The sequence below is a fragment of the Acidihalobacter sp. genome, from assembly GCF_037381185.1.
Classification (GTDB): domain Bacteria; phylum Pseudomonadota; class Gammaproteobacteria; order DSM-5130; family Acidihalobacteraceae; genus Acidihalobacter_A.
Map to the genome: position 1 here is coordinate 1 of NZ_JARRQY010000022.1, position 17,937 is coordinate 17,937.

Genomic DNA, 17,937 nt, shown 5'->3' on the forward strand with positions numbered 1-17,937 from the left:
CCTGGGCTATATCCCGCCCGCAGAAGCTGAGGCAAACTACTACCGGCAACTCGGGCAGCCAATCCCCATTGCCGCTTAACTTAAACCCAACAGCCTCCGCGAAAACCGGGGCGGTTCAACACCGTCACCTCGCCCGGCATGTACCATTTCTGAGCTGCCTATGCGGCAGCGAACAAGGCGCTCTTTTGCTCAAGGCGTCTGGCTCTTTTCTGAGCTGCCTATGCGGCAGCGAACTTGGTCCCGGCCTGCAAGCCGTACTTACGAGGTTTCTGAGCTGCCTATGCGGCAGCGAACAAAGGGCAACGTCCCCCACCAGATAGGGCCACTTTCTGAGCTGCCTATGCGGCAGCGAACATCAACTACCCCAACGTGCGTAACGTCCTGTCTTTCTGAGCTGCCTATGCGGCAGCGAACAAGGCCTGTGAGGCGCTCCCGTTAGGGTCAAATTTCTGAGCTGCCTATGCGGCAGCGAACAGTCGAACCCCCCTCAGGGCTGAATTCGTGTTTTTCTGAGCTGCCTATGCGGCAGCGAACGTGATGGGCATCAGAACACCACCTTATTTGTATTTCTGAGCTGCCTATGCGGCAGCGAACTTAACCCGCTGAGTCTGATTGTAATCTTTGTATTTCTGAGCTGCCTATGCGGCAGCGAACTCGGTTGGAACCGTGAGTGTGCTGGAATTTTGTTTCTGAGCTGCCTATGCGGCAGCGAACGGTGTTTCGTTACAGCGTAACTCCTTCCTGCCTTTCTGAGCTGCCTATGCGGCAGCGAACTGCGGGTAACGGCCCACATTTCCACGCGATCATTTCTGAGCTGCCTATGCGGCAGCGAACGAGTCAGCGTGCCAACTGTCTCAGAGCCAGTATTTCTGAGCTGCCTATGCGGCAGCGAACATTCTGCTTCGATGCCCGCGTTCGCCCGGATATTTCTGAGCTGCCTATGCGGCAGCGAACGAGTCACCTTCCCGGTCAAAGGGCTTCTCATGTTTCTGAGCTGCCTATGCGGCAGCGAACCGGTCGACGGTCGCGTTGATGTTCGCCGCCCTTTTCTGAGCTGCCTATGCGGCAGCGAACGTAGACCTCATCTCGATACAGGAACCATACGTATTCTGAGCTGCCTATGCGGCAGCGAACACGGGCTCGTAGTCCTTGTGCTCGGACAGCCATTTCTGAGCTGCCTATGCGGCAGCGAACGGTTAATGCGTTTGAGCGTGTCGATCATGAAATCGAGCGACTCGGTGTGAGCGAGGCTTTCGATGCAGGCCTGACGAAAATCCTGCTCGCTGTCGCCGCGTGCGGGGGCTATGAACGCCTGCGGCAGGATGACGGCATCCTTCACCAGGTCGGCCACGTCGAACACCAGCCCACCGCGGCGTGTTTTGCCGTGTAATACGGCCAGCCCGTGCGGCAGACCGAGCACCCAGGTGGCGGTCGCGGCCAGTCCGTAGGCGAGGTAGTTGCCGTGGTCGAGGAAACGGTTGGCGGGATCGGCACCGCTGCCGCGCTTGGCGCGGGTGAAGTTCCCGTAGTCGGTTGCTTTAGCGGCGAGGCGGAACAGGCGTTTGGTCAGGCGCGCTTCTTCTGTGAGCAGGTCGACGGTGTCCGTGGCAGCGTCGATCGCGGCAGTGGAATCGGCGATCAGGCGTTCCAGCGCGTGGGCATCGACGGCGAACCCCGCGTCGCGCAGTTCGCGGCTGCTCGTCCAATGCGTGTGCAGGCGGGCGAGCCGGCTGAACTGGAAACGCTTGGCGGCCTGCAGCCGTTGTGCGTCGTCGAACCAGAAACGGACCCAGGCCTGCAGGTATTCGGTTGGCCGATATTCGCTTTGCGGTGAAAACCAGGCCACTTCCACATCGACTTCGTTGGCACTGAACAGCGGCGTGCCGCCGCCACCGCAGAAGCCGACCAGTACGCCGGCCTTGGCCAGTTCGCGCATTGCGGCCTGAGTGATCGAGGTGCCGGTGCCGAGCAGCACCGTGGTGGTGTTGGCAATGGGGATGTTCCAGTACAGCGAGCGTTTGCCTGCGTCGGTGACGTATTCGACACGACCACCGTTGACGAGTACACGACAGTGTTGAAGGTAGTAGATGTTTGCCCGCTTGGAATGCAGGATGGATTTGAGTTCGGATGGGGGGATGTCGTCCACTGCTGGCGCCATTCGACGATCAATGGTTTTGAAGACTATTGTGTTTTCACGCGATTTTGCAAATGTCGGACCGGGTTGTTCAGGCGGTATCTGTTCGCGCCGACATGAGCGTGTACTTCTCGCGCGCCGCGAATCCCGCGGCGCGATACAGGCCGAGCGCGCGTGGGTTGTCGCGCGCCACTTCCAGATGCACCGCGCGTACGCCGAGCCGCGCCGCTTCGGCCAGCATCAGGCGCAGGGCGGCCTTGCCGTAGCCGCGGCCGCGCTGTTCCGGCGCGATGAAGAGTTCGTCGACGAAGGCATCACGGCCCGCGAACTCGATGGTGTAGCCGAAACACAGTGCGAGGTAGCCGACCGGCGTTGCGCCGGCGTGGATCAGCCAGATGCGCCCGAGCGGGTTGATGCCGAGCAGAGGACGCAGGGCGGCCTTGCGCATTTCATCGTCGAGCGCGAAGGTCTCGGTGGCGTGAAAGGCGCGCACGTAATCCATCAGGCAAGCGAGATCGGGCTCCTCGGTAATCTTCAGGGTGACGGGCATGCGCCTCTCCTGTGCGCGGTTCAGGCGTCGGCGTCTTCTGCGCCCGGCCAGAGGATGGCCTGGGCGACGATCACGCGTTCGCTGCGAAAGTGGTTGCGGGCGAACCGTAGAGGGGTAGCCGAGCGCCAGCGCCTGGCTGACGCGCCGGCAGAAGACCGAGTCGTCGGGGCCGGTGAGCAGTCGATAGGCGGGTAAGTCGTCGGGGCCCATCCATACATTTCTCCAGAGTGTTCGCAAGGCCTGAAGGGTGTGGGGCGCCAGTATAGCTCATCCACATGCGCCGGCGTTCCTGCCGACGCATGTCTGTGCACCGTTGCGGGGCCTGCGGCGTCAATCCGGTTCGATGCCGCGTGCCAGTCGCTGCGGGGCGAAGAGTGCGCTGCGCAGCACGAAATAGCCCAGCAGGGTGGCGAGAAACGCGGCGATGGGTGTCGGGAACGCCGGCATCAGGTGGTAGTTGGCATAGCCCGCCAGTGCGCCGATCGCCCAGGCCGCGAAGGCGCTCCAGCGCCAGGCCGGCAGAAGTTCATCTTCGCCCTGTTGCCGCGTGATGAGCGCTTCGGCGAGGATCACGGTGCCCAGCGGCGGCACCAGGATGCCGAGGAAGATCAGCCAGGGGATGTACAGGTGCCAGAAACCGGACAGGGTGATGATCAGGGCCGCCGCTCCTATGACGATCGCCATCAGCCGCATCGGCAGCCCCGTCGCTCCCGACCAGCCGGTGGCGGCGTTGTAGACGCAGTGCGAGGAGACAGAGCCGGAGTTGACTACGATGAAGGCGAAGACGAGCACGCTGATCATGACCTGGTGGTTGGCGAGCAGGAATCCGACCACGTTGCCGTGGGCGAAGGCGCCACCGCCTTCCAATGCGCCCATGACCAGGATGCCGAGCGCCATCGGTAGCCCGAGGCCGAGCGGGAAGGCCGCGGCGGTAGCCAGCCAGGAACCGCGCGTGTTCGGCGCCCAGCGGTTGAAGTCGGCAGTCTGTGTGCCGCTGTCGAGGAACTTGGCGATGACCAGTGCGACGGCGGTGCCGAAGGCCATGTGGTGCAGCGGATGCGCACCGGGGTAGTTCAGCGCGGCACCGAGAGAACCGTGTGTGGAAATGTCGATCAGCGTGATCCCGGCGACGACAAGGAACAGGCTCACGGAGAACAGGCTGATCCAGTGCAGCGCGCGCACCCCGAGAAAGGCGATGAAGGCGTAGGCGGCGGAGAGGATGACCGCCAGCCAGCCGTAGGAAAGGCCATAGTTGCTCTTGAGTAATTCGGCGCCTATGCCGGCGTTGACCGCGAACCAGCCGATGACGATGGTGGAGAGGAAGGCGGAGGCGATGCGATAGCCCTGACTGCCGAATACATGACGCGCCTGCAGCGCGAAGCTCTCGCCGGAACGGGAGGCGAGCCCGCCGATCAGGCCGACGTAGAGCAGCAGCGCTAGATTGCCCAGCAGCGTTGCCTCGAGTGCCGGTACCACGCCGATCAGCTGCGCCAGCAGCGAGCCGGATACGAAAGTGGACAGCCCCATAGGAAAGCCCGCCCAGATCAGTGCGACGGATAGCGTGCTGCGGCGTTTGTCCGGCGGAACGGGGGCGTGTTCGAACTCCGCACCCAGTTCATCGTCCAGATGTGCGGCTTCGCGGGTTAGATAGCTCATGCGATTCTCCATTCGTGGGCCGATGGAGGGAACAAGCATATTGCGAGCCATTTCCGGAACTGTTGCCACGTTTTTAATTGCTTGAAATAAAAGCGTTTGTTTTTGTGTCTGATCCGTTCGCGAGCTGCCGGTCGGCATCGAAATCGTGCGTATAGCTAAGGCGTGCACCGCCTTGCACCGCATTGCGCTGGCCTTGCCGTTCGGATTCGGCGCATGGGGGCTTAGCGTTGTTGACTCTGAGGTGTACAGTGTGGACGTTAACCTCAATAAATATAAGAGTTACTGGTTGCGTACCCATCGCGGCCGGAAGGCGGGGAAATTCCAGAAATGATATGGATTCTTGTATTGCTCGGCCTTGGGGTGGGGAGTATTGCGGCCGGCCCGCCGGGCGCTTTGCTGGGGGGCGTGCTGGGTTTCCTGGGCGGGCGGATGCTGCGCATGGGCGATCAGATCAATGCTCTGGTCGAGGATCAGGAGCGCCTGCGCTCGGAACTCGCGACGCTGCGTCTGCGGAAGGGTGAAGCCGCGGCGCAGAAGTCGACCGGTGTAGTCGAATCCGAAGATGCCGAATCGGAGGCGATCATTGCGGCGGCACGGGAGAAGCTGCGGGTCGAGGCCGAGTCCTGGACCATTGAGGAACCCTGCGTGGAAGCGGCGCCGGCCGCACGTCCGGTAGAGGAAGAGGTGGCGGCCGCGGCGGAGGACATGCCGCTGGGGTACAAGCAGTGGGGAACCGGTTCGGTTGCGCATGGTACTGGACTTCGATCCGGACCGGTTGCCGATGGTTGGGGGCGCAGCGCCGGAGCCGCGTACCGGTTTCTCACCGAAGGCAACGTGGTGGCCAAGATCGGCGTTGTCGTGCTGTTCTTCGGCCTCACGTTTCTGCTCAAGTACGCGGCGGACCGCAATCTGTTTCCGATCGAGGTGCGGCTGGTTCTGGTCGGGGTGGGCGGCCTCGTGCTGCTGGGCGTGGGCTGGCTGCTTCGCCGGCGCCACACCGGCTATGCGCTGGTGCTGCAAGGCGGCGGTATCGGAGTCGTGTATCTGACCCTGTACGCGGCGTTTCGTCTGTACGGGCTGTTGCCGGCAACTCCGACCTTCGTGTTGATGCTCGCGGTGGTCGCGGGTGCGGCGGTGCTTGCGGTGCTGCAGGACGCGAGGAGCCTGGCCGCGCTGGGTATCGTGGGCGGTTTCCTGGCGCCGGTGCTGGCGGGAACCGACAGCGGCCGGCATACGGAGCTGTTCACCTACTATCTGCTGCTCGACCTGGGCATCCTGTTCGTGGCCTGGCGCAAGGCGTGGCGCGAGCTGAACCTGCTGGGTTTCGTGTTCACCTTCGTCATCGGTACGGCATGGGGCGTGCTGCGCTACGAGCCGGCTCTGTTCGCCACGACCGAACCATTTCTGGTCGGCTTTTTCCTGATTTTTCTGGCCACGGCGGTGTTGTTTGCGCATCACCGCGCCCAGGCCCACCGGGATTACGTGCAATCGACCCTGGTGTTCGGACCGCCGCTGGTGGGGTTTGGGCTGCAGGCTTCGTTGGTGCGTAGTTTCGAATACGGGTTGGCTTACAGCGCGTTCGGGCTCGGCTGTCTGTATCTGCTGAGTTACGTGCTGTTGCGCAAGCGCCGCGGGGAGGAGCTGAAAGTGCTGTCCGATGCGTTTCTCGCCCTCGGGATCGGATTCGTGTCGCTGGCTGTGCCGTTCGCGTTCGACACGCAGTGGACCAGTACGACCTGGGCGCTGGAGGGCGTGGCAATGCTCTGGATCGGCGTGCGCCAGGGCAGGCAACTGCCGCAGTGGTTCGGTCTGTTGCTGCAGTTTGGCGCCGGTATGGTCTTCGTTCTTGATCCGATGTCCCTGATGATTGGTACGACGCCGCTGTTCAATGCCCGATTCCTTACTACCGGCATGATCGGTTTGGCCGGGCTCGCCAGCGCCTATCTGTTGCGGAGGAAGTTCGAGGGCATGCCTCTGCTGATCTGGGGGATGATCTGGTGGTTCGGCAGTGGTCTGTACGATCTCGCGCGGTGGCCGGCGCTGACGCAGCCGACCGGCGCGTGGCTGCTGTTCGTCGGCGCATCGCTGCTGGCGGCCAATGCCTTGCGACTGAAAGTACGCGACTGGACGGCGCTCGCGTTCGTGCCCTTTGCGCTCGTGTCGAGCATGTGGATTTTCTGGCTGGCCTGTATGCCGTTCGCTTGTCCGGCGGACGATCTGGGCTGGCTGGCCTGGCCGCTGGCGTTCGTGCTGCTGTATGGGGCTCTGGCCTGGCATGAGCGCCGTGGCGAAGAGGTGGCGCAACGCGAGGCCGTGCACGTGGGCGGCGTCTGGCTGCTGACGCTGGTGGCAGCGGCCCAGATCGCGTGCTGGGTCCATCTGGGCCTGTTCGGCGTGGAGCCCCGGTTCGGGGCGCTGTTGATTCCCTGGCAGGGCCTGGTCTCTTCCTATGCAGTGCCGGGCGCCTGGTCGGCTTTGGTCTGGGGGCTGGTGCCGGCCGGGGTTCTGGTGTGGATCGTATACGCGCAGCACTGGCCGCTGACGCTGCAGGGCGATCACGGGACGGCTTACCGCGGCGTGGCGGCGCTCGGCCTGAGCGCCTATCTGCTGCTCTGGATCGTGTTGATCAACGGTCCGCTGCTGAGCGATGCGCTATCGACGAGCTGGGCGGACCCGCTGGGCTGGGGGTTCGTGCCCGTGCTCAACGGTCCGGATCTGGTGACCGGCGGGGCGTTCTATGCCTTGATTGCCTATTGGCGTAGGTGCGGATCGATGCTTCCCGGCAGGCTGCAGCGCGACGCCTCGTGGTGGCTCGGAACGGTCGGTTTCGTCTGGTTGAACGGCTTCGTCGCCCGCGTGTTGCACGCTTATGCCGGCCTTTACTATGGCGGCATGTTGGATTCATCGCTGGCGCAGACCACGTATTCCATTGTATGGGCCGTGCTGGGTTCCGTGCTTATTCTGTTCGCCAGCAGACGGCATCTGCGCAGCCTCTGGCTGGTCGCCGCCGCGCTGCTTGGCGTGGTGGTGATCAAGCTGTTCCTGGTCGATCTGTCCGGCAGCAACACGGTCGAGCGGATCGTGTCCTTCGTCGGCGTGGGGTTACTGCTTCTATTGGCCGGTTTCGTTGCGCCGATGCCGTCGAAGCGCAGAGCTTGAGAGGCTGGTGCAGCGTCAGTAGTTCTCGGGATGGAGCCGCCTTTCCACCAGCTCGATCAGGATGTGCAGGACCTTGATATGCAGTTCCTGCATCCGATCCGCGAACTCGCCGGCCGGGGTGCAGATGCAGATGTCGGCCATCTCGGCGAGTTTTGAACCGGGGCGGCCGGTCAGCACGATGGAGACGACGCCGAGCCGTTTGGCGGTTTCCACGGCTTTTACGACATTGGAACTGGTGCCGCTGGTGCTGAGCGCGATCAGGGCGTCGCCGGGCCGGCCGTGGCTTTCGAGATAGCGCGAGAAGACGTAGTCGTAGCCGAAATCGTTGGCGACACAGGTGAGGTGTCCCGGGTCGTTCATGGCGACTGCGGCGATGCCGGGCCGGTTTCGGCGATAGCGGCCGGTCAGTTCCTCGGCGAAATGAGTCGCGTCGCACATCGAGCCGCCGTTGCCGCAGGAGTAGGCCTTGCCGCCCGTCTCGAAGGCGTTCGCAAGCGTTGTGGCCGCTGTTTCGATAGCGTTCAGCGCAGCGTCGTTTTCCAGCAGTGCGTCCAGGGCCGTGCGGGCTTCTTCAAGGCTTGCCCGAATGTGTTCCAGCATGAAACATTCCTTGTTTCCGACGTGATGGGACGTGCGGCGCCAGCGCACCGCACAGGGGCTCAATGATAGCCCCAAGGTGCTTCATCGGGGAGGCTGGAATGCGCTCTGTCCGTACACGCAGTTCTTCCCGGAGGCCTTGGCTGCATAGAGTGCCTTGTCGGCCTGAATGAGAAGATCCCTGAATGTCTCACAGCTCTGTGAAGAGCTTGCGACGCCAATGCTGACGGTGGGGCTGATTACGGTTTCTTCCACGCTGATGCTCAGTTCGGCGACTGCATTGCGCAGACGCTCGGCAAGTTCCAGCGCGCTTGTGTAGCCGGTTTCCGGCAGGACGACGGCAAATTCTTCGCCGCCGATGCGGCCGACCACATCGATGTCGCGGCGCACGTGTGTGGTGCAGGCATCGGTGATTGCACAAATCACCCGGTCGCCCGCCATGTGTCCCCAGGTGTCGTTGACCTGTTTGAAATGATCGATGTCGAGGATCAGGAGGGATATCTCGTGGTCGAACCGTCGGCCTCGCTTGAACTCGTGTTCGCCCATTTCCAGCAGCCTGCGCCGGTTGGCGATGCCGGTCAGAGGGTCGCTGGACGCCAGTGACTGCAGTATGGCGTTCATGTCTTCCAGGCGCGAATTCTGTTCGGCCAGCTTGCGATTGATTAGTTCGAGTTCGGTTTCCCGGCGCTTTCTATCGTCGATATTGAAGGTAACGCCGATAAAGCGGCGCCCCGGGTGTGCGTCGTCGCGGTCCATGATCTTGCCGTAGTTGGCATACCAAAGCCATTGACCGTTCTTGGCCCGGATTCTGAACTCGCAGCGGTATTGTTCGGTATCGCCGTTCAGGTGTTTTTCGACTTCGTTCTTGAGCACCGGAACATCGTCGGGATGGACGATGGTGAATATGTCGTCGACGTAGCGGACCGACTCGTCTTCGTCGTAGCCGAGTTCGCGGAAGATCTTTTCGACCTTGTGGGTGATTTGTCCGCTGACCAGATCGTTCTCCCACAAGTCCAGCCCCCCGGCCTCCAGAGCCAGTTCCAGGCGTTCTTTGTCGCCGTTAAAGCCTGTCATTTGCGGCCTTACTCCGAATAGGGCATCGCGCCGGCATAGCCGATCTCGCGAAGTACTTGCGCGAATGAAGCGACCACGCCGGCTGCCTGCAGACGTTTGAGCGTCGCCGCGCGGCTGAGCAGCAGAGCCTCGTTGTCGAGGTTGTAGAACACTTCCTGGGCGTCTGGCAGGGAGAGATAGAGCAGCGGGCTGCCGGATGAGTCGACGCCGCCTTTTATCAGTCCGACGATGGTGTATTCATGGCGCCCGAGTTGGAGTTTCTGGCCAGGCTTCAGACCGAGCTTGACGTCGGCGACGGCCTGATAGTGGCCGCGCTCGATCGGCCTTCCGGCGACCAGCCGGCGTGGTCCGCCGAGGCCGTCGAACACGTCGTAGCCAATGATCGTGAACTGGCGTTCGCGGTCGCCGACCCGGCGCTGCACGATCAGCCAGACGCCGTCGGCGACGTTGCCCTGGTAGATGCGACCGCTGACGCGGGCGGCAACGGTGGTGGCGATGCGTGCCTGCAGCGTGCCGGGGCCGTGCACCTGCATCGGAAGCCGCCCGGAGTTGGTGAGTGCTACCGGTACCGCGATGGCGCGCAATATGAACCACCAGAAGGCGAAGGTGATCAGGACCAAACCCGCGAGGGCGATAATGGTGATGCGTGCACGTGGTAGAGACAGGCTCATGAGTCTGCGGTGCCCTTGTGCTATCAACGAAGATGTTTCCGATTATGTGGCGCCCCGGAGGCGCGGACAAGTTACCGCCCAGGTGGACGAATCGCGTATGGTTCCGCCCATGGTGATCGGCCTATGGATTTGCTGAATCGCTGGCGCGTACGGGGCCCTTGATATAGTCTCATAAAAAGTGGGTTTGTGAGTGGTCTCCGAAGAATAAACCGGACCAGTCGGGCTGCCTGAGTTTCTGGCCTGGGGTCAATGCCGCCGGCCATTGCGAATCTTCCTGGAGCGGGAATATGGCCGGACAGTCTTTCCCTGGTGGTGGATGGCGCCTTTCCTTCCGCGTGACCGTGGTCGGAATGTTTCTCATCGTGACCGTCTTGACCGCTGCGGTCGCTATTGCCCTGCAGTACCACTTCAGTACCCGCCTGGCTGGTGGATCGGCGTTGTCCGATTATCGCCAGACGGCTGCCCGCACCGGCGATTATCTCGCAGCGACGGACCGCGACGCGATATCGATCATGCGTCTGCTGGCCGCCGAATTCGATGCGAACGGCAAACCTCGCGAGTCACGCAAGACCCTTTCCCTGCTTGCGTCGACCTTGCTCGGTCACGCAACGTTCTATGCCGTTTATTTCGGCTTTCCCAACGGCGATCTCTATGACTTGATCAATCTCGACAGCGGGCAGGAGGTCCGACATCGTCTGCAGGCCGGGCCGCAAGACCGCTGGGTGTTGATGACGATCGGCAACGTCGGCGGCAAACGCGTGCGCCGCTATGCCTACTACGACAAGAACTTCAGGCTGCGTACTACGCGCACCGAAGCCAGCGCTTTCCGTGCGACTTCCCGATCCTGGTATCGGCAGGCGACCCGGACTGCGGTGCATAAGACCGCTCCCTATCTGTTTCAGTCCCTGCAGCGCCCCGGACAGACCTATTCGATCCGACTGAACAGCGGTGCAGTATTGGCGGCGGACGTGATGCTGGCGTCCTTGTCCGTCCGGCTTGCCGGGCAGTTGCACGATCCGCAGAGCCGGGTCTATCTCTATCAGCCCGATGGCGAACTGATCGCGAGCAACGCGGTGCAGTCCGCGCTGCCGCGTCTTCCCGCGGTCAAGCAGCTGCCGCTGACGCCAAACCAGCGGGCGCTCGTCGCCCGGCATCCGGTCCTTACCGTTTCCAGCCTTACCAATTGGCCGCCGTTCGACTATTCCGTGGCGGGACAGCCGCAGGGTTACTCGGTGGACATGCTGTCGCTGATAAGCGGCATGACAGGCCTCAGGTTCCGCTTTGTCAACAGTCCGAGCTGGGCGGAATTCCTCCGCCAGTTTCACGCCGGCGAGATAGACATTCTGCAGTCGGTATTGCGTCCCGGCGACAACACGCCGCTGGGGGTGATGACCAAGGCCTACGTGCATGCGCCGTTCGGTGTGCTGACGCGCCGCGACGCAAGGCCCATACACGATATCAAGCAGTTGTTCGGCAAGCGTGTCGCCATTCCGGCCGGCTGGTCGATTATCGACACTCTGCGCAAACAGTTTCCGCAGGTGCATGTGGTTGAGGTCAACAGCGTGGCCGATATGTTCCAAGCGGTGCGCAAGGGCGAGGTCGATGCAGGCATCGATACCGCGGCCCAACTGCGCTATACGCTGAGCGAATTCTTTTACGGCGGCGTCAGGGTATATGCGCCGTTGCACTTTGGAACAGTGTCGATCCACGATGGCCTGCATTACGCCGTGCAGCCTTCTCTCAAGGGAGTGGCGCAGTTGATGGACGAGGCTCTGGCGCATGTCACGCCGCTGCAGCGTGCCGCATTGCATGCGCGCTGGCTTGACCGGCAAACGCGGGCGCCGAAGCAGGGCGCGCGCGCCACCGTGCCTTACCAACAGTTGATCGATATGGTGTCCGAACCCGGCGCGCTCAACCGCATGCGGCGGCTCTCTCTCGACGGCCGGGACCAGTTCGTCTTCCTCACCAATGTCGGCGGTGCGGGTAATCGCCCGGAGTACTTTGCGGTGGTCACGCCGGTCAGCGCCGTTTATGCGCAGGCCTACTCGGAGATACGGAGGGCCTTGCTGGCGACGGCCGGTATTCTGCTGCTGATGCTGCCCGTCGCCTACTGGCTTGCCGGATTCATCGTGCGACCGGTCAGGCTGCTGGCGGTCGAGGAAGAGAAAATCCGCGACAAGCGCTACGGTGAACTCAAACGCGTCGAGAGCAACATCATCGAGATCGATGATCTGGCCGTAACGCAGATAGCCATGGCGCGCTCGATCGAGCGGCACGCCAAGGAGCAGGAGGCGTTGATGGACGCCTTCATTCAGCTGATCGCGCAGGCCATTGACGAGAAATCACATTACACCGGCGCCCATTGCGCGCGCGTGCCGGAACTCGCGATGATGCTGGTGCGCAAGGCCGATGCCAGCGGTGAGGAGCCTTTCAAGCAGTTTCAGTTCGCCGGCGAGGCCGAGTGGCGCGAGTTCCGCATCGGTGCTTGGCTGCACGACTGCGGCAAGATCACCACGCCCGAACATATCGTCGACAAGGGCAGCAAGCTCGAAACCATCTACAACCGCATTCACGAGATCCGCACGCGCTTCGAGGTGCTGTGGCGCGATGCGGTGATCCGCTACTGGGAGCGGCGCGTGCAGCGACCGCAGGACGAAGCCGCCCTGCGTGCCGAACTGGACAGAGAGCAGGCGGAGCTGCAGGAACAGTTCGCCTTCATCGCCGCCTGCAACCAGGGCAGCGAGCATATGGGCAAGACTGACATCGCCCGGCTGGAACGGCTCGCCGACATCACCTGGCAGCGGCACTTCGACGACCGCCTTGGCCTGTCGCCCGTGGAGGCGGCGCGTTTCAGCGAACCGCCGCAGGCGCTGCCGGTGACCGAGAAACTGCTTGCCGACAAGCCCTGGCAGGCACGGGAGCGGACCCGCGGCGCGGGCTACCCGCCCCATCTGGGCATCCGGATGGAAGTCCCGCCGCTGGAGTACAACAGGGGCGAGCTGTATAACCTGAAGATCCAGCGAGGAACACTGACCGCTGAAGACCGTTTCAAGATCAACGAGCACATCATCAGCACCATCCGCATGTTGGACAGCCTGCCTCTGCCGGAGGATCTCGCGCGTGTGCCGCGCTATGCCTCGACCCACCATGAGACACTGGACGGACGTGGCTATCCGCGCCGGCTCACCGCCGAGGACCTGTCCATGCCCGAGAGGATCATGGTGCTGGCCGACGTGTTCGAAGCGCTGACCGCTGCCGACCGTCCCTACAAGAAGGCCAAGCCCATCAGCGTGGCCATCGATATCCTGCACGAAATGGTGCTGGACAAGCACGTCGATCGCGACGTGTTCGAGCTGTTCCTGCGCAGCGGGGTGTATCTAGACTACGCCCGCCGTTTCCTGCCCGAGTCTCAGATCGATGCGGTCGATCTGACGCGCTATCTGTCTTGAGCCGCCTGCAGGTAGCGCCGCCAGGCCTGTCCGGTGTTCAGGTTGAGGCGGGTGCTGCGTACTGCGAGGCGCAAGTGCCGACGACGTTCCGGCGCCAGATTTCGCAGCTGGACGTCGAGGCGGGCCTCGGGGTTCCTTGGGTCGAGTTGCGTCAGATTCCGCGCGAAACGCTGCGACAACAACACCGGATGCCCACCACGGCCGTCATGTCCCATCGGGACCACCGCATCGGAGCCATGCCGTGTCCGCAGCATACGCCGTAACTCTACAGCGGGCGGTAGCGGAGTATCCACAGGCACTACCAGCACATCGCCGCGCGCCGCGCTCAGACCGTATAGCAGCGATGAAAAGGAGCCGTGCGCAGGGTGCGGATTGCGCACGGCAGTGATGCGCCGGTGCAGGCAGGCGAACACGCGGCGCGGCCGGTGGCCGAGTACCAGCACAATGCGATCCGCGCCGGCCGCACGCAGCACGTCGATTTGGCGGTCCAGCCAGCTGCGCCGCTCGCCGGGCAGGCGTCGGCAGGCCTTGTGGCGGCGGCCGGAGCGCCGCGAGCGGCCTCCGGCCAGCAGCACGGCGGTGGTCACCCGGACTCAGTCCTGCGCGGGCATCAGGCTGACGTGCGCGGCGACCACGCGCCAGCCCTCGGGCGTGCGCGCCCAGGTCTGGCTCTGGCGCCCGTGCACCGTGCCGCGGCGGAACTCGGTGTTGGCCGTGGCGAAGTCCTGGCCGTAGGAGGTGATGGTGGTGTTGAGCAGTTCGCGCTGCAGGCCTTGCGAGGGCCGCGCGGCGCGGAAGGCGGAGATGGCCTCGTAGCCGTAGAGGTTTTCGGCCACGCCGTAGCGTAACGTGTGCGGGCTGTTCCAGAACAGTTCGTCGAGTACGGCGACGTCGTTATTCACCAGCGCGGCTTCATAGCGCTGGAAGGCCGCGGTGACTTCGGCAAGCACATCAGGGAGATTGACTTCGGGCATCGGGACGGGATCCTTCAAGCGAATTCTGCGGACGGGGCGCCAAACCCGTCGGCTTCGAGCTGGGCGGCGACGCGCAGGGCGAGGTCCTCGCGCCAGGGGGCGGCGATCAGCTGTACGCCGATGGGTAGGCTACCCGGCGTATGTACGGGCACCACCACCACCGGCAGACCGACGAAAGAGATCGGCTGGGTGTAGAGGCCGAGGTGCGGGCGAACCAGCATCTCCTGGCCGCCCAGCGTCATGCTGCGCTGGCCGATCGGCGGGGCGGGCATGGGCGTGGCCGGGGCGATGAGCAGGTCGTGGCGCCGGAACACGCGCATCACCTCGCTCTGGTACCAGCGGCGGAAGCGCTGGGCCTGCAGATTCCATGTGGCCGGCAGCAGGGCGCCTGCCAGCATGCGATCGCGCACGTCGGGATCGTAGTCCGCGGCGCGCTCGCGCAGCCGCTCGAGGTGCAGGTTGCTGCTCTCGGCATTGGTGATGAGATAGGCGGCCGCGCGGGCGCGGCCCGCCTCGGGCAGCTCGGCCTCGTTTTGCACGCCGAGGGCGCGGGCGACGCGTTCGACCGCTTCGAAGGCCTGCTGTGTGCCCTGCTGGCGGAAGTAGCCTCCGGCGACGGCGATACGCAGCCCATGGGCTCCGCGATCGAGCAGCTCGGAAACCGGCTCCGGCAGGCGCGTCTGACACACTGGGTCGCGGGTGTCCGGTCCCTGTATGGCGTCGTAGGCGGCGGCCAGATCGGCGACGTTGCGTGCCAGCGGGCCGACGTGGTCCAGACTGGGGCAGAAGGCGAAGCTGCCGGCGCGAGAAAGCCGGCCGAAGGTGGGTTTGAGTCCGAAGATGCCGCACAGCGAGGCCGGCACGCGGATCGAGCCGTTGGTGTCCGAGCCCAGGGCGAGCGGCAACATGCCGGCGCCGACCGCGGTGCCGCTGCCGCCGCTGGAACCACCGCTCATATGGGCGAGGTCGTGCGGGTTGCGCGAGGGGCCGACGTGGGCGTTCTCGCCGGTGAAGTCGTAGGCGTATTCGCCCATGTTGAGCGCGCCGCAGAGCACGGCACCGGCGTGCTTCAGACGTTCGATGAGCGTGGCGTCCGCTGCCGCGGGCGGGTCGTCGCGGTTGATCCTGGAGCCGGCCAGGGTGGTGACGCCTTCGATGTCGAACAGGTTCTTGACCGCGTAGGGAACGCCGGCCAGTGGTCCGACGATCTCGCCGTGGGCGATGGCGCGGTCGACCGCGGCGGCTTCTTCCTGGGCGCGTTCTGCGGTGATTTCGGTGAAGGCGTTGAGATCGGGATTGAGGCGTTCGATGCGCGCCAGCGTGTGGTTGATGGCCTCGACGGCGCTGAGTTCTCCGCCGCGGATGGCGGCAGCCAGCCTGGCGGCGCCCTGCGGTACCGCGCTCATGCCGAGAATACCGGTGCGGGTTCCTCGACCGGCGGCAGGGGGTGCTCTTCAAGCACTGCAGCCATGCGTGCGCTGAGACGGTAGTAGGCGATGACCGATTCGCGCCAGGCGGGGTCGATATCCAGTCCCTGCTGGGCGGCAGCGAGCTGAATGTAGGTTTCCAGGTCTTGGTCGTTCATGGGGTGCGTTCACTCCTCGCAGACGTCGCGCGGCGCAACGGCGGCCGCGGACGATGGTTGTCCGGATCGGGTCCGCTGGCGCAGGGCCAGCAGCTCGGCCAGCACGCTGACGGCAATCTCGGCGGGGCGTTTGCCCAGGCCGGGCAGACCGATGGGAAGGTGTAGATGCGGAGCGCTGCGGCCGCTGCGTTCCAGGGCGTGACGAAAGCGTGCAGCCTTGGATTGGCTGCCGATGACGCCGAGGTAGGCGAGCGGCCGGGCGGCGAAGTGTTCAAGCAGTTCGTAGTCCAGCGTATGGCTGTGGGTCATGATCAGCACCACGGCGCCGCGCGGCGGCTGCGGCAGCGCGGCGGGTTCGGCGCCGCCGCGCAAGTGCGCGGAGGGCGGGAAGGCCGAAGGGTCGGCCCACTCCGGGCGGTCGTCGAAGACTTCGACGGCGTAGTCGAGTTCGCTCGCCAGCCGCGCGACGGCGCGAGCGACGTGTCCGGCGCCGAACAGCCACAGCGGGGTGCGGCGTGTCGCCGGTAGAGCGAACCAGCGCGCGTCGGCGCTGTAGCCCGGAACCGTGGCATTTTCCAGTTCGGCACGCGCAGCCGGTTCACCAAGCCAACGCCCCTCGGCAGTGATGCCTCCGGCGAGCTGCAGCGTCCGGCTGTCGGCGGCGTAGATGCGCGCGGCGCCGGGCGCGTACAGCGTGCCGAGCAGCGGCGGTACGGGCACGACGCAGGCATCGGCGCGCCCGCCGCAGCACTGGTCGCTGCCGGCGCCGAGCGTGAAATCGAAATCGCGCGGTGCGCTATCGGTCGCGCACTCGCGCAGTGCGGCGCGCAGTGCGTGTTCCATGCGCCCGCCGCCGACCGTGCCGTCGAAGCGGCCGTCGCGCAGCAGCCGCATGCTGTCGCCGGCAGCGGCGGGCGCGGAGCCGCGTACGCGCGTGACCAGCGCTTCGGCGGCGGGCGGTGCGTAGCCGAGTTGGCGGGCGGCGGCGGTCATGGCACGCGCGCGATGATGGCGACCGGGCCGCCGCCCAGCGGGCCGTGATGTTCGGCGCGGGTGGAAACGTATACGGCCGTCTCGCCGGTGAGGCCGGCGAGCAGCGCGGAGACCACGCAGCGCGAATAGCGCATGTCGGAGATGTCGGCGTCGGTCCACATGGTGTGGCGCCGGCCGCGGATCGCGTTGCGCGGGTCGGCGTCGGACTTGGCGAAGATGCCGACCAGGCGTTCGGTCTGCTCGGGGGCGAGCTGGCCCGGCGCCTCCAGGCCGAGGCGGGCAAGCACGCCGCGGATGGCGTCGAGGTCGATGATGTCCCGCATCACGCCGTGTTCGATGATCAGGTCGCCCTCCCACCAGGCGGAGTTGGCGAACAAGGTGATCTCAGAGCGCGGCAGCCCCGGCTTGGCGGAGACGCTGGCGCGGGTGGAGTACAGCGACCAGTCGTGGCACACGGCGCGGTCGCCGATGCGATCGGCCGGCGCTTCGTCGAGGGCCAGCGCCACGCCCAATGCTGAAGCGGCGCGCGAACCGACCATATCGCAGCGCAGTGGCCGTCCCTCGGCTTCGGCCTCGGTCCGCTGCTCCTCGTCGACCGTCGGAATCGCGCCCTTGATCTGCACCAGATGCACGTCGGCGGGATCGTCGATCCCGAGCTGCTGCATCAGCTCGCGTACCACGCGTGCGGTTTCCTCGATCATCGGCCGGTAGCCGACTTCCCACGGTTCGAAAGCGCGCGTGTAGCCGGTGGCGACGGCCAGGCGCTTCTTCTCCCCCGGCGCGGCGAGCGCTTCGCCGGTGCGCGCGAGTACGAGCAGGTGTGGGCTGACGACGCCTTCCGTGCCGCCGGAAAAGGACAGCACCACGCGGTCCTCGATGTCCTCCGGCGCGCAGCCGAGCTGCGGCGTGAGCAGGTCGCCCAGCGCGCGCATGGCGAGTTCGCGGGTGAAGTCGTTGACGCCGCCGTTGCCCTCGGTCTTGCCGATGACGGCGAGAATGTCCTGCGCGCGCAGCTCGCCGGCGTCGAGCAGACCGGCGAGGCCGGAGACGTCGCTAGGGCCGGAGGTCGGGAAACGGTGGGCGATGACGCGCATA

At 64.6% G+C, this 17,937-nt stretch carries 13 protein-coding genes, 1 pseudogene and 1 CRISPR repeat array; of the genes and pseudogenes, 2 read left to right on the forward strand and 12 right to left on the reverse strand.

What is annotated here, in order from left to right:
• The first annotated feature begins 146 nt into the window (after positions 1–146).
• Positions 147–1,194: a CRISPR direct-repeat array (repeat unit 28 nt; unit sequence TTTCTGAGCTGCCTATGCGGCAGCGAAC).
• Positions 1,195–1,258: 64 nt separating this feature from the next.
• From cas1f to P8014_RS09080, 3 genes and pseudogenes are all read right to left on the reverse strand, one after another.
• Positions 1,259–2,158: pseudogene (gene cas1f, locus P8014_RS09070) on the reverse strand (type I-F CRISPR-associated endonuclease Cas1f); the annotation flags it as partial.
• Positions 2,159–2,225: 67 nt separating this feature from the next.
• On the reverse strand, positions 2,226–2,894 hold the full coding sequence (locus tag P8014_RS09075) for a GNAT family N-acetyltransferase (protein WP_337816993.1): 669 nt from the start codon (positions 2,892–2,894) through the stop codon (positions 2,226–2,228).
• 120 nt (positions 2,895–3,014) lie between these two features.
• Complete coding sequence (locus P8014_RS09080) at positions 3,015–4,340, reverse strand: cytosine permease (RefSeq protein ID WP_337816994.1); 1,326 nt, start codon at positions 4,338–4,340, stop codon at positions 3,015–3,017.
• A gap of 327 nt (positions 4,341–4,667) precedes the next feature.
• Between P8014_RS09080 and P8014_RS09085 the strand changes: the two genes are divergently transcribed.
• Positions 4,668–7,499: a DUF2339 domain-containing protein gene (locus tag P8014_RS09085; protein WP_337816995.1), complete on the forward strand. Its 2,832-nt coding sequence runs from the start codon at positions 4,668–4,670 to the stop codon at positions 7,497–7,499.
• Positions 7,500–7,514: 15 nt separating this feature from the next.
• Here the strand turns inward: P8014_RS09085 and P8014_RS09090 are convergent, their stop codons facing one another.
• From P8014_RS09090 to P8014_RS09100, 3 genes are all read right to left on the reverse strand, one after another.
• Positions 7,515–8,099 carry an SIS domain-containing protein gene (locus P8014_RS09090; RefSeq protein ID WP_337816996.1) on the reverse strand — a complete coding sequence of 195 codons (585 nt, stop codon included), beginning with the start codon at positions 8,097–8,099 and terminating at the stop codon, positions 7,515–7,517.
• An 81-nt stretch (positions 8,100–8,180) separates the two neighbouring features.
• Positions 8,181–9,170 carry a sensor domain-containing diguanylate cyclase gene (locus tag P8014_RS09095; RefSeq protein WP_337816997.1) on the reverse strand — a complete coding sequence of 330 codons (990 nt, stop codon included), beginning with the start codon at positions 9,168–9,170 and terminating at the stop codon, positions 8,181–8,183.
• Positions 9,171–9,178: 8 nt separating this feature from the next.
• A complete protein-coding gene (locus P8014_RS09100; protein WP_337816998.1) occupies positions 9,179–9,841 on the reverse strand; it encodes a hypothetical protein in 663 nt (220 codons plus the stop codon).
• A 287-nt stretch (positions 9,842–10,128) separates the two neighbouring features.
• Between P8014_RS09100 and P8014_RS09105 the strand changes: the two genes are divergently transcribed.
• Positions 10,129–13,290 carry an HD domain-containing phosphohydrolase gene (locus P8014_RS09105; protein ID WP_337816999.1) on the forward strand — a complete coding sequence of 1,054 codons (3,162 nt, stop codon included), beginning with the start codon at positions 10,129–10,131 and terminating at the stop codon, positions 13,288–13,290.
• Here P8014_RS09105 and P8014_RS09110 read toward each other — a convergent pair.
• Genes P8014_RS09110 through P8014_RS09135 form a run of 6 tightly spaced genes read right to left on the reverse strand, consistent with a single transcriptional unit; the run spans position 13,278 to position 17,936 of the window.
• Entirely contained in the window at positions 13,278–13,877 is a 600-nt protein-coding gene (locus P8014_RS09110) for an NTP transferase domain-containing protein (protein ID WP_337817000.1), read from the reverse strand. The genes P8014_RS09105 and P8014_RS09110 overlap by 13 nt on opposite strands.
• 6 nt (positions 13,878–13,883) lie before the next feature.
• Complete coding sequence (hpxZ, locus tag P8014_RS09115) at positions 13,884–14,264, reverse strand: oxalurate catabolism protein HpxZ (protein ID WP_337817001.1); 381 nt, start codon at positions 14,262–14,264, stop codon at positions 13,884–13,886.
• 14 nt (positions 14,265–14,278) lie between these two features.
• Entirely contained in the window at positions 14,279–15,670 is a 1,392-nt protein-coding gene (locus P8014_RS09120) for an AtzE family amidohydrolase (RefSeq protein ID WP_337817002.1), read from the reverse strand.
• Positions 15,667–15,849, reverse strand: a complete 183-nt coding sequence (locus P8014_RS09125; RefSeq protein WP_337817003.1) for a DUF4089 domain-containing protein — start codon at positions 15,847–15,849, stop codon at positions 15,667–15,669. The genes P8014_RS09120 and P8014_RS09125 overlap by 4 nt, the downstream gene beginning before the upstream one ends.
• Before the next feature lie 9 nt (positions 15,850–15,858).
• Complete coding sequence (locus P8014_RS09130) at positions 15,859–16,842, reverse strand: XdhC family protein (protein ID WP_337817004.1); 984 nt, start codon at positions 16,840–16,842, stop codon at positions 15,859–15,861.
• A complete protein-coding gene (locus P8014_RS09135) occupies positions 16,839–17,936 on the reverse strand; it encodes a ring-opening amidohydrolase (RefSeq protein WP_337817005.1) in 1,098 nt (365 codons plus the stop codon). The genes P8014_RS09130 and P8014_RS09135 overlap by 4 nt, the downstream gene beginning before the upstream one ends.
• Position 17,937 lies beyond the last annotated feature (1 nt).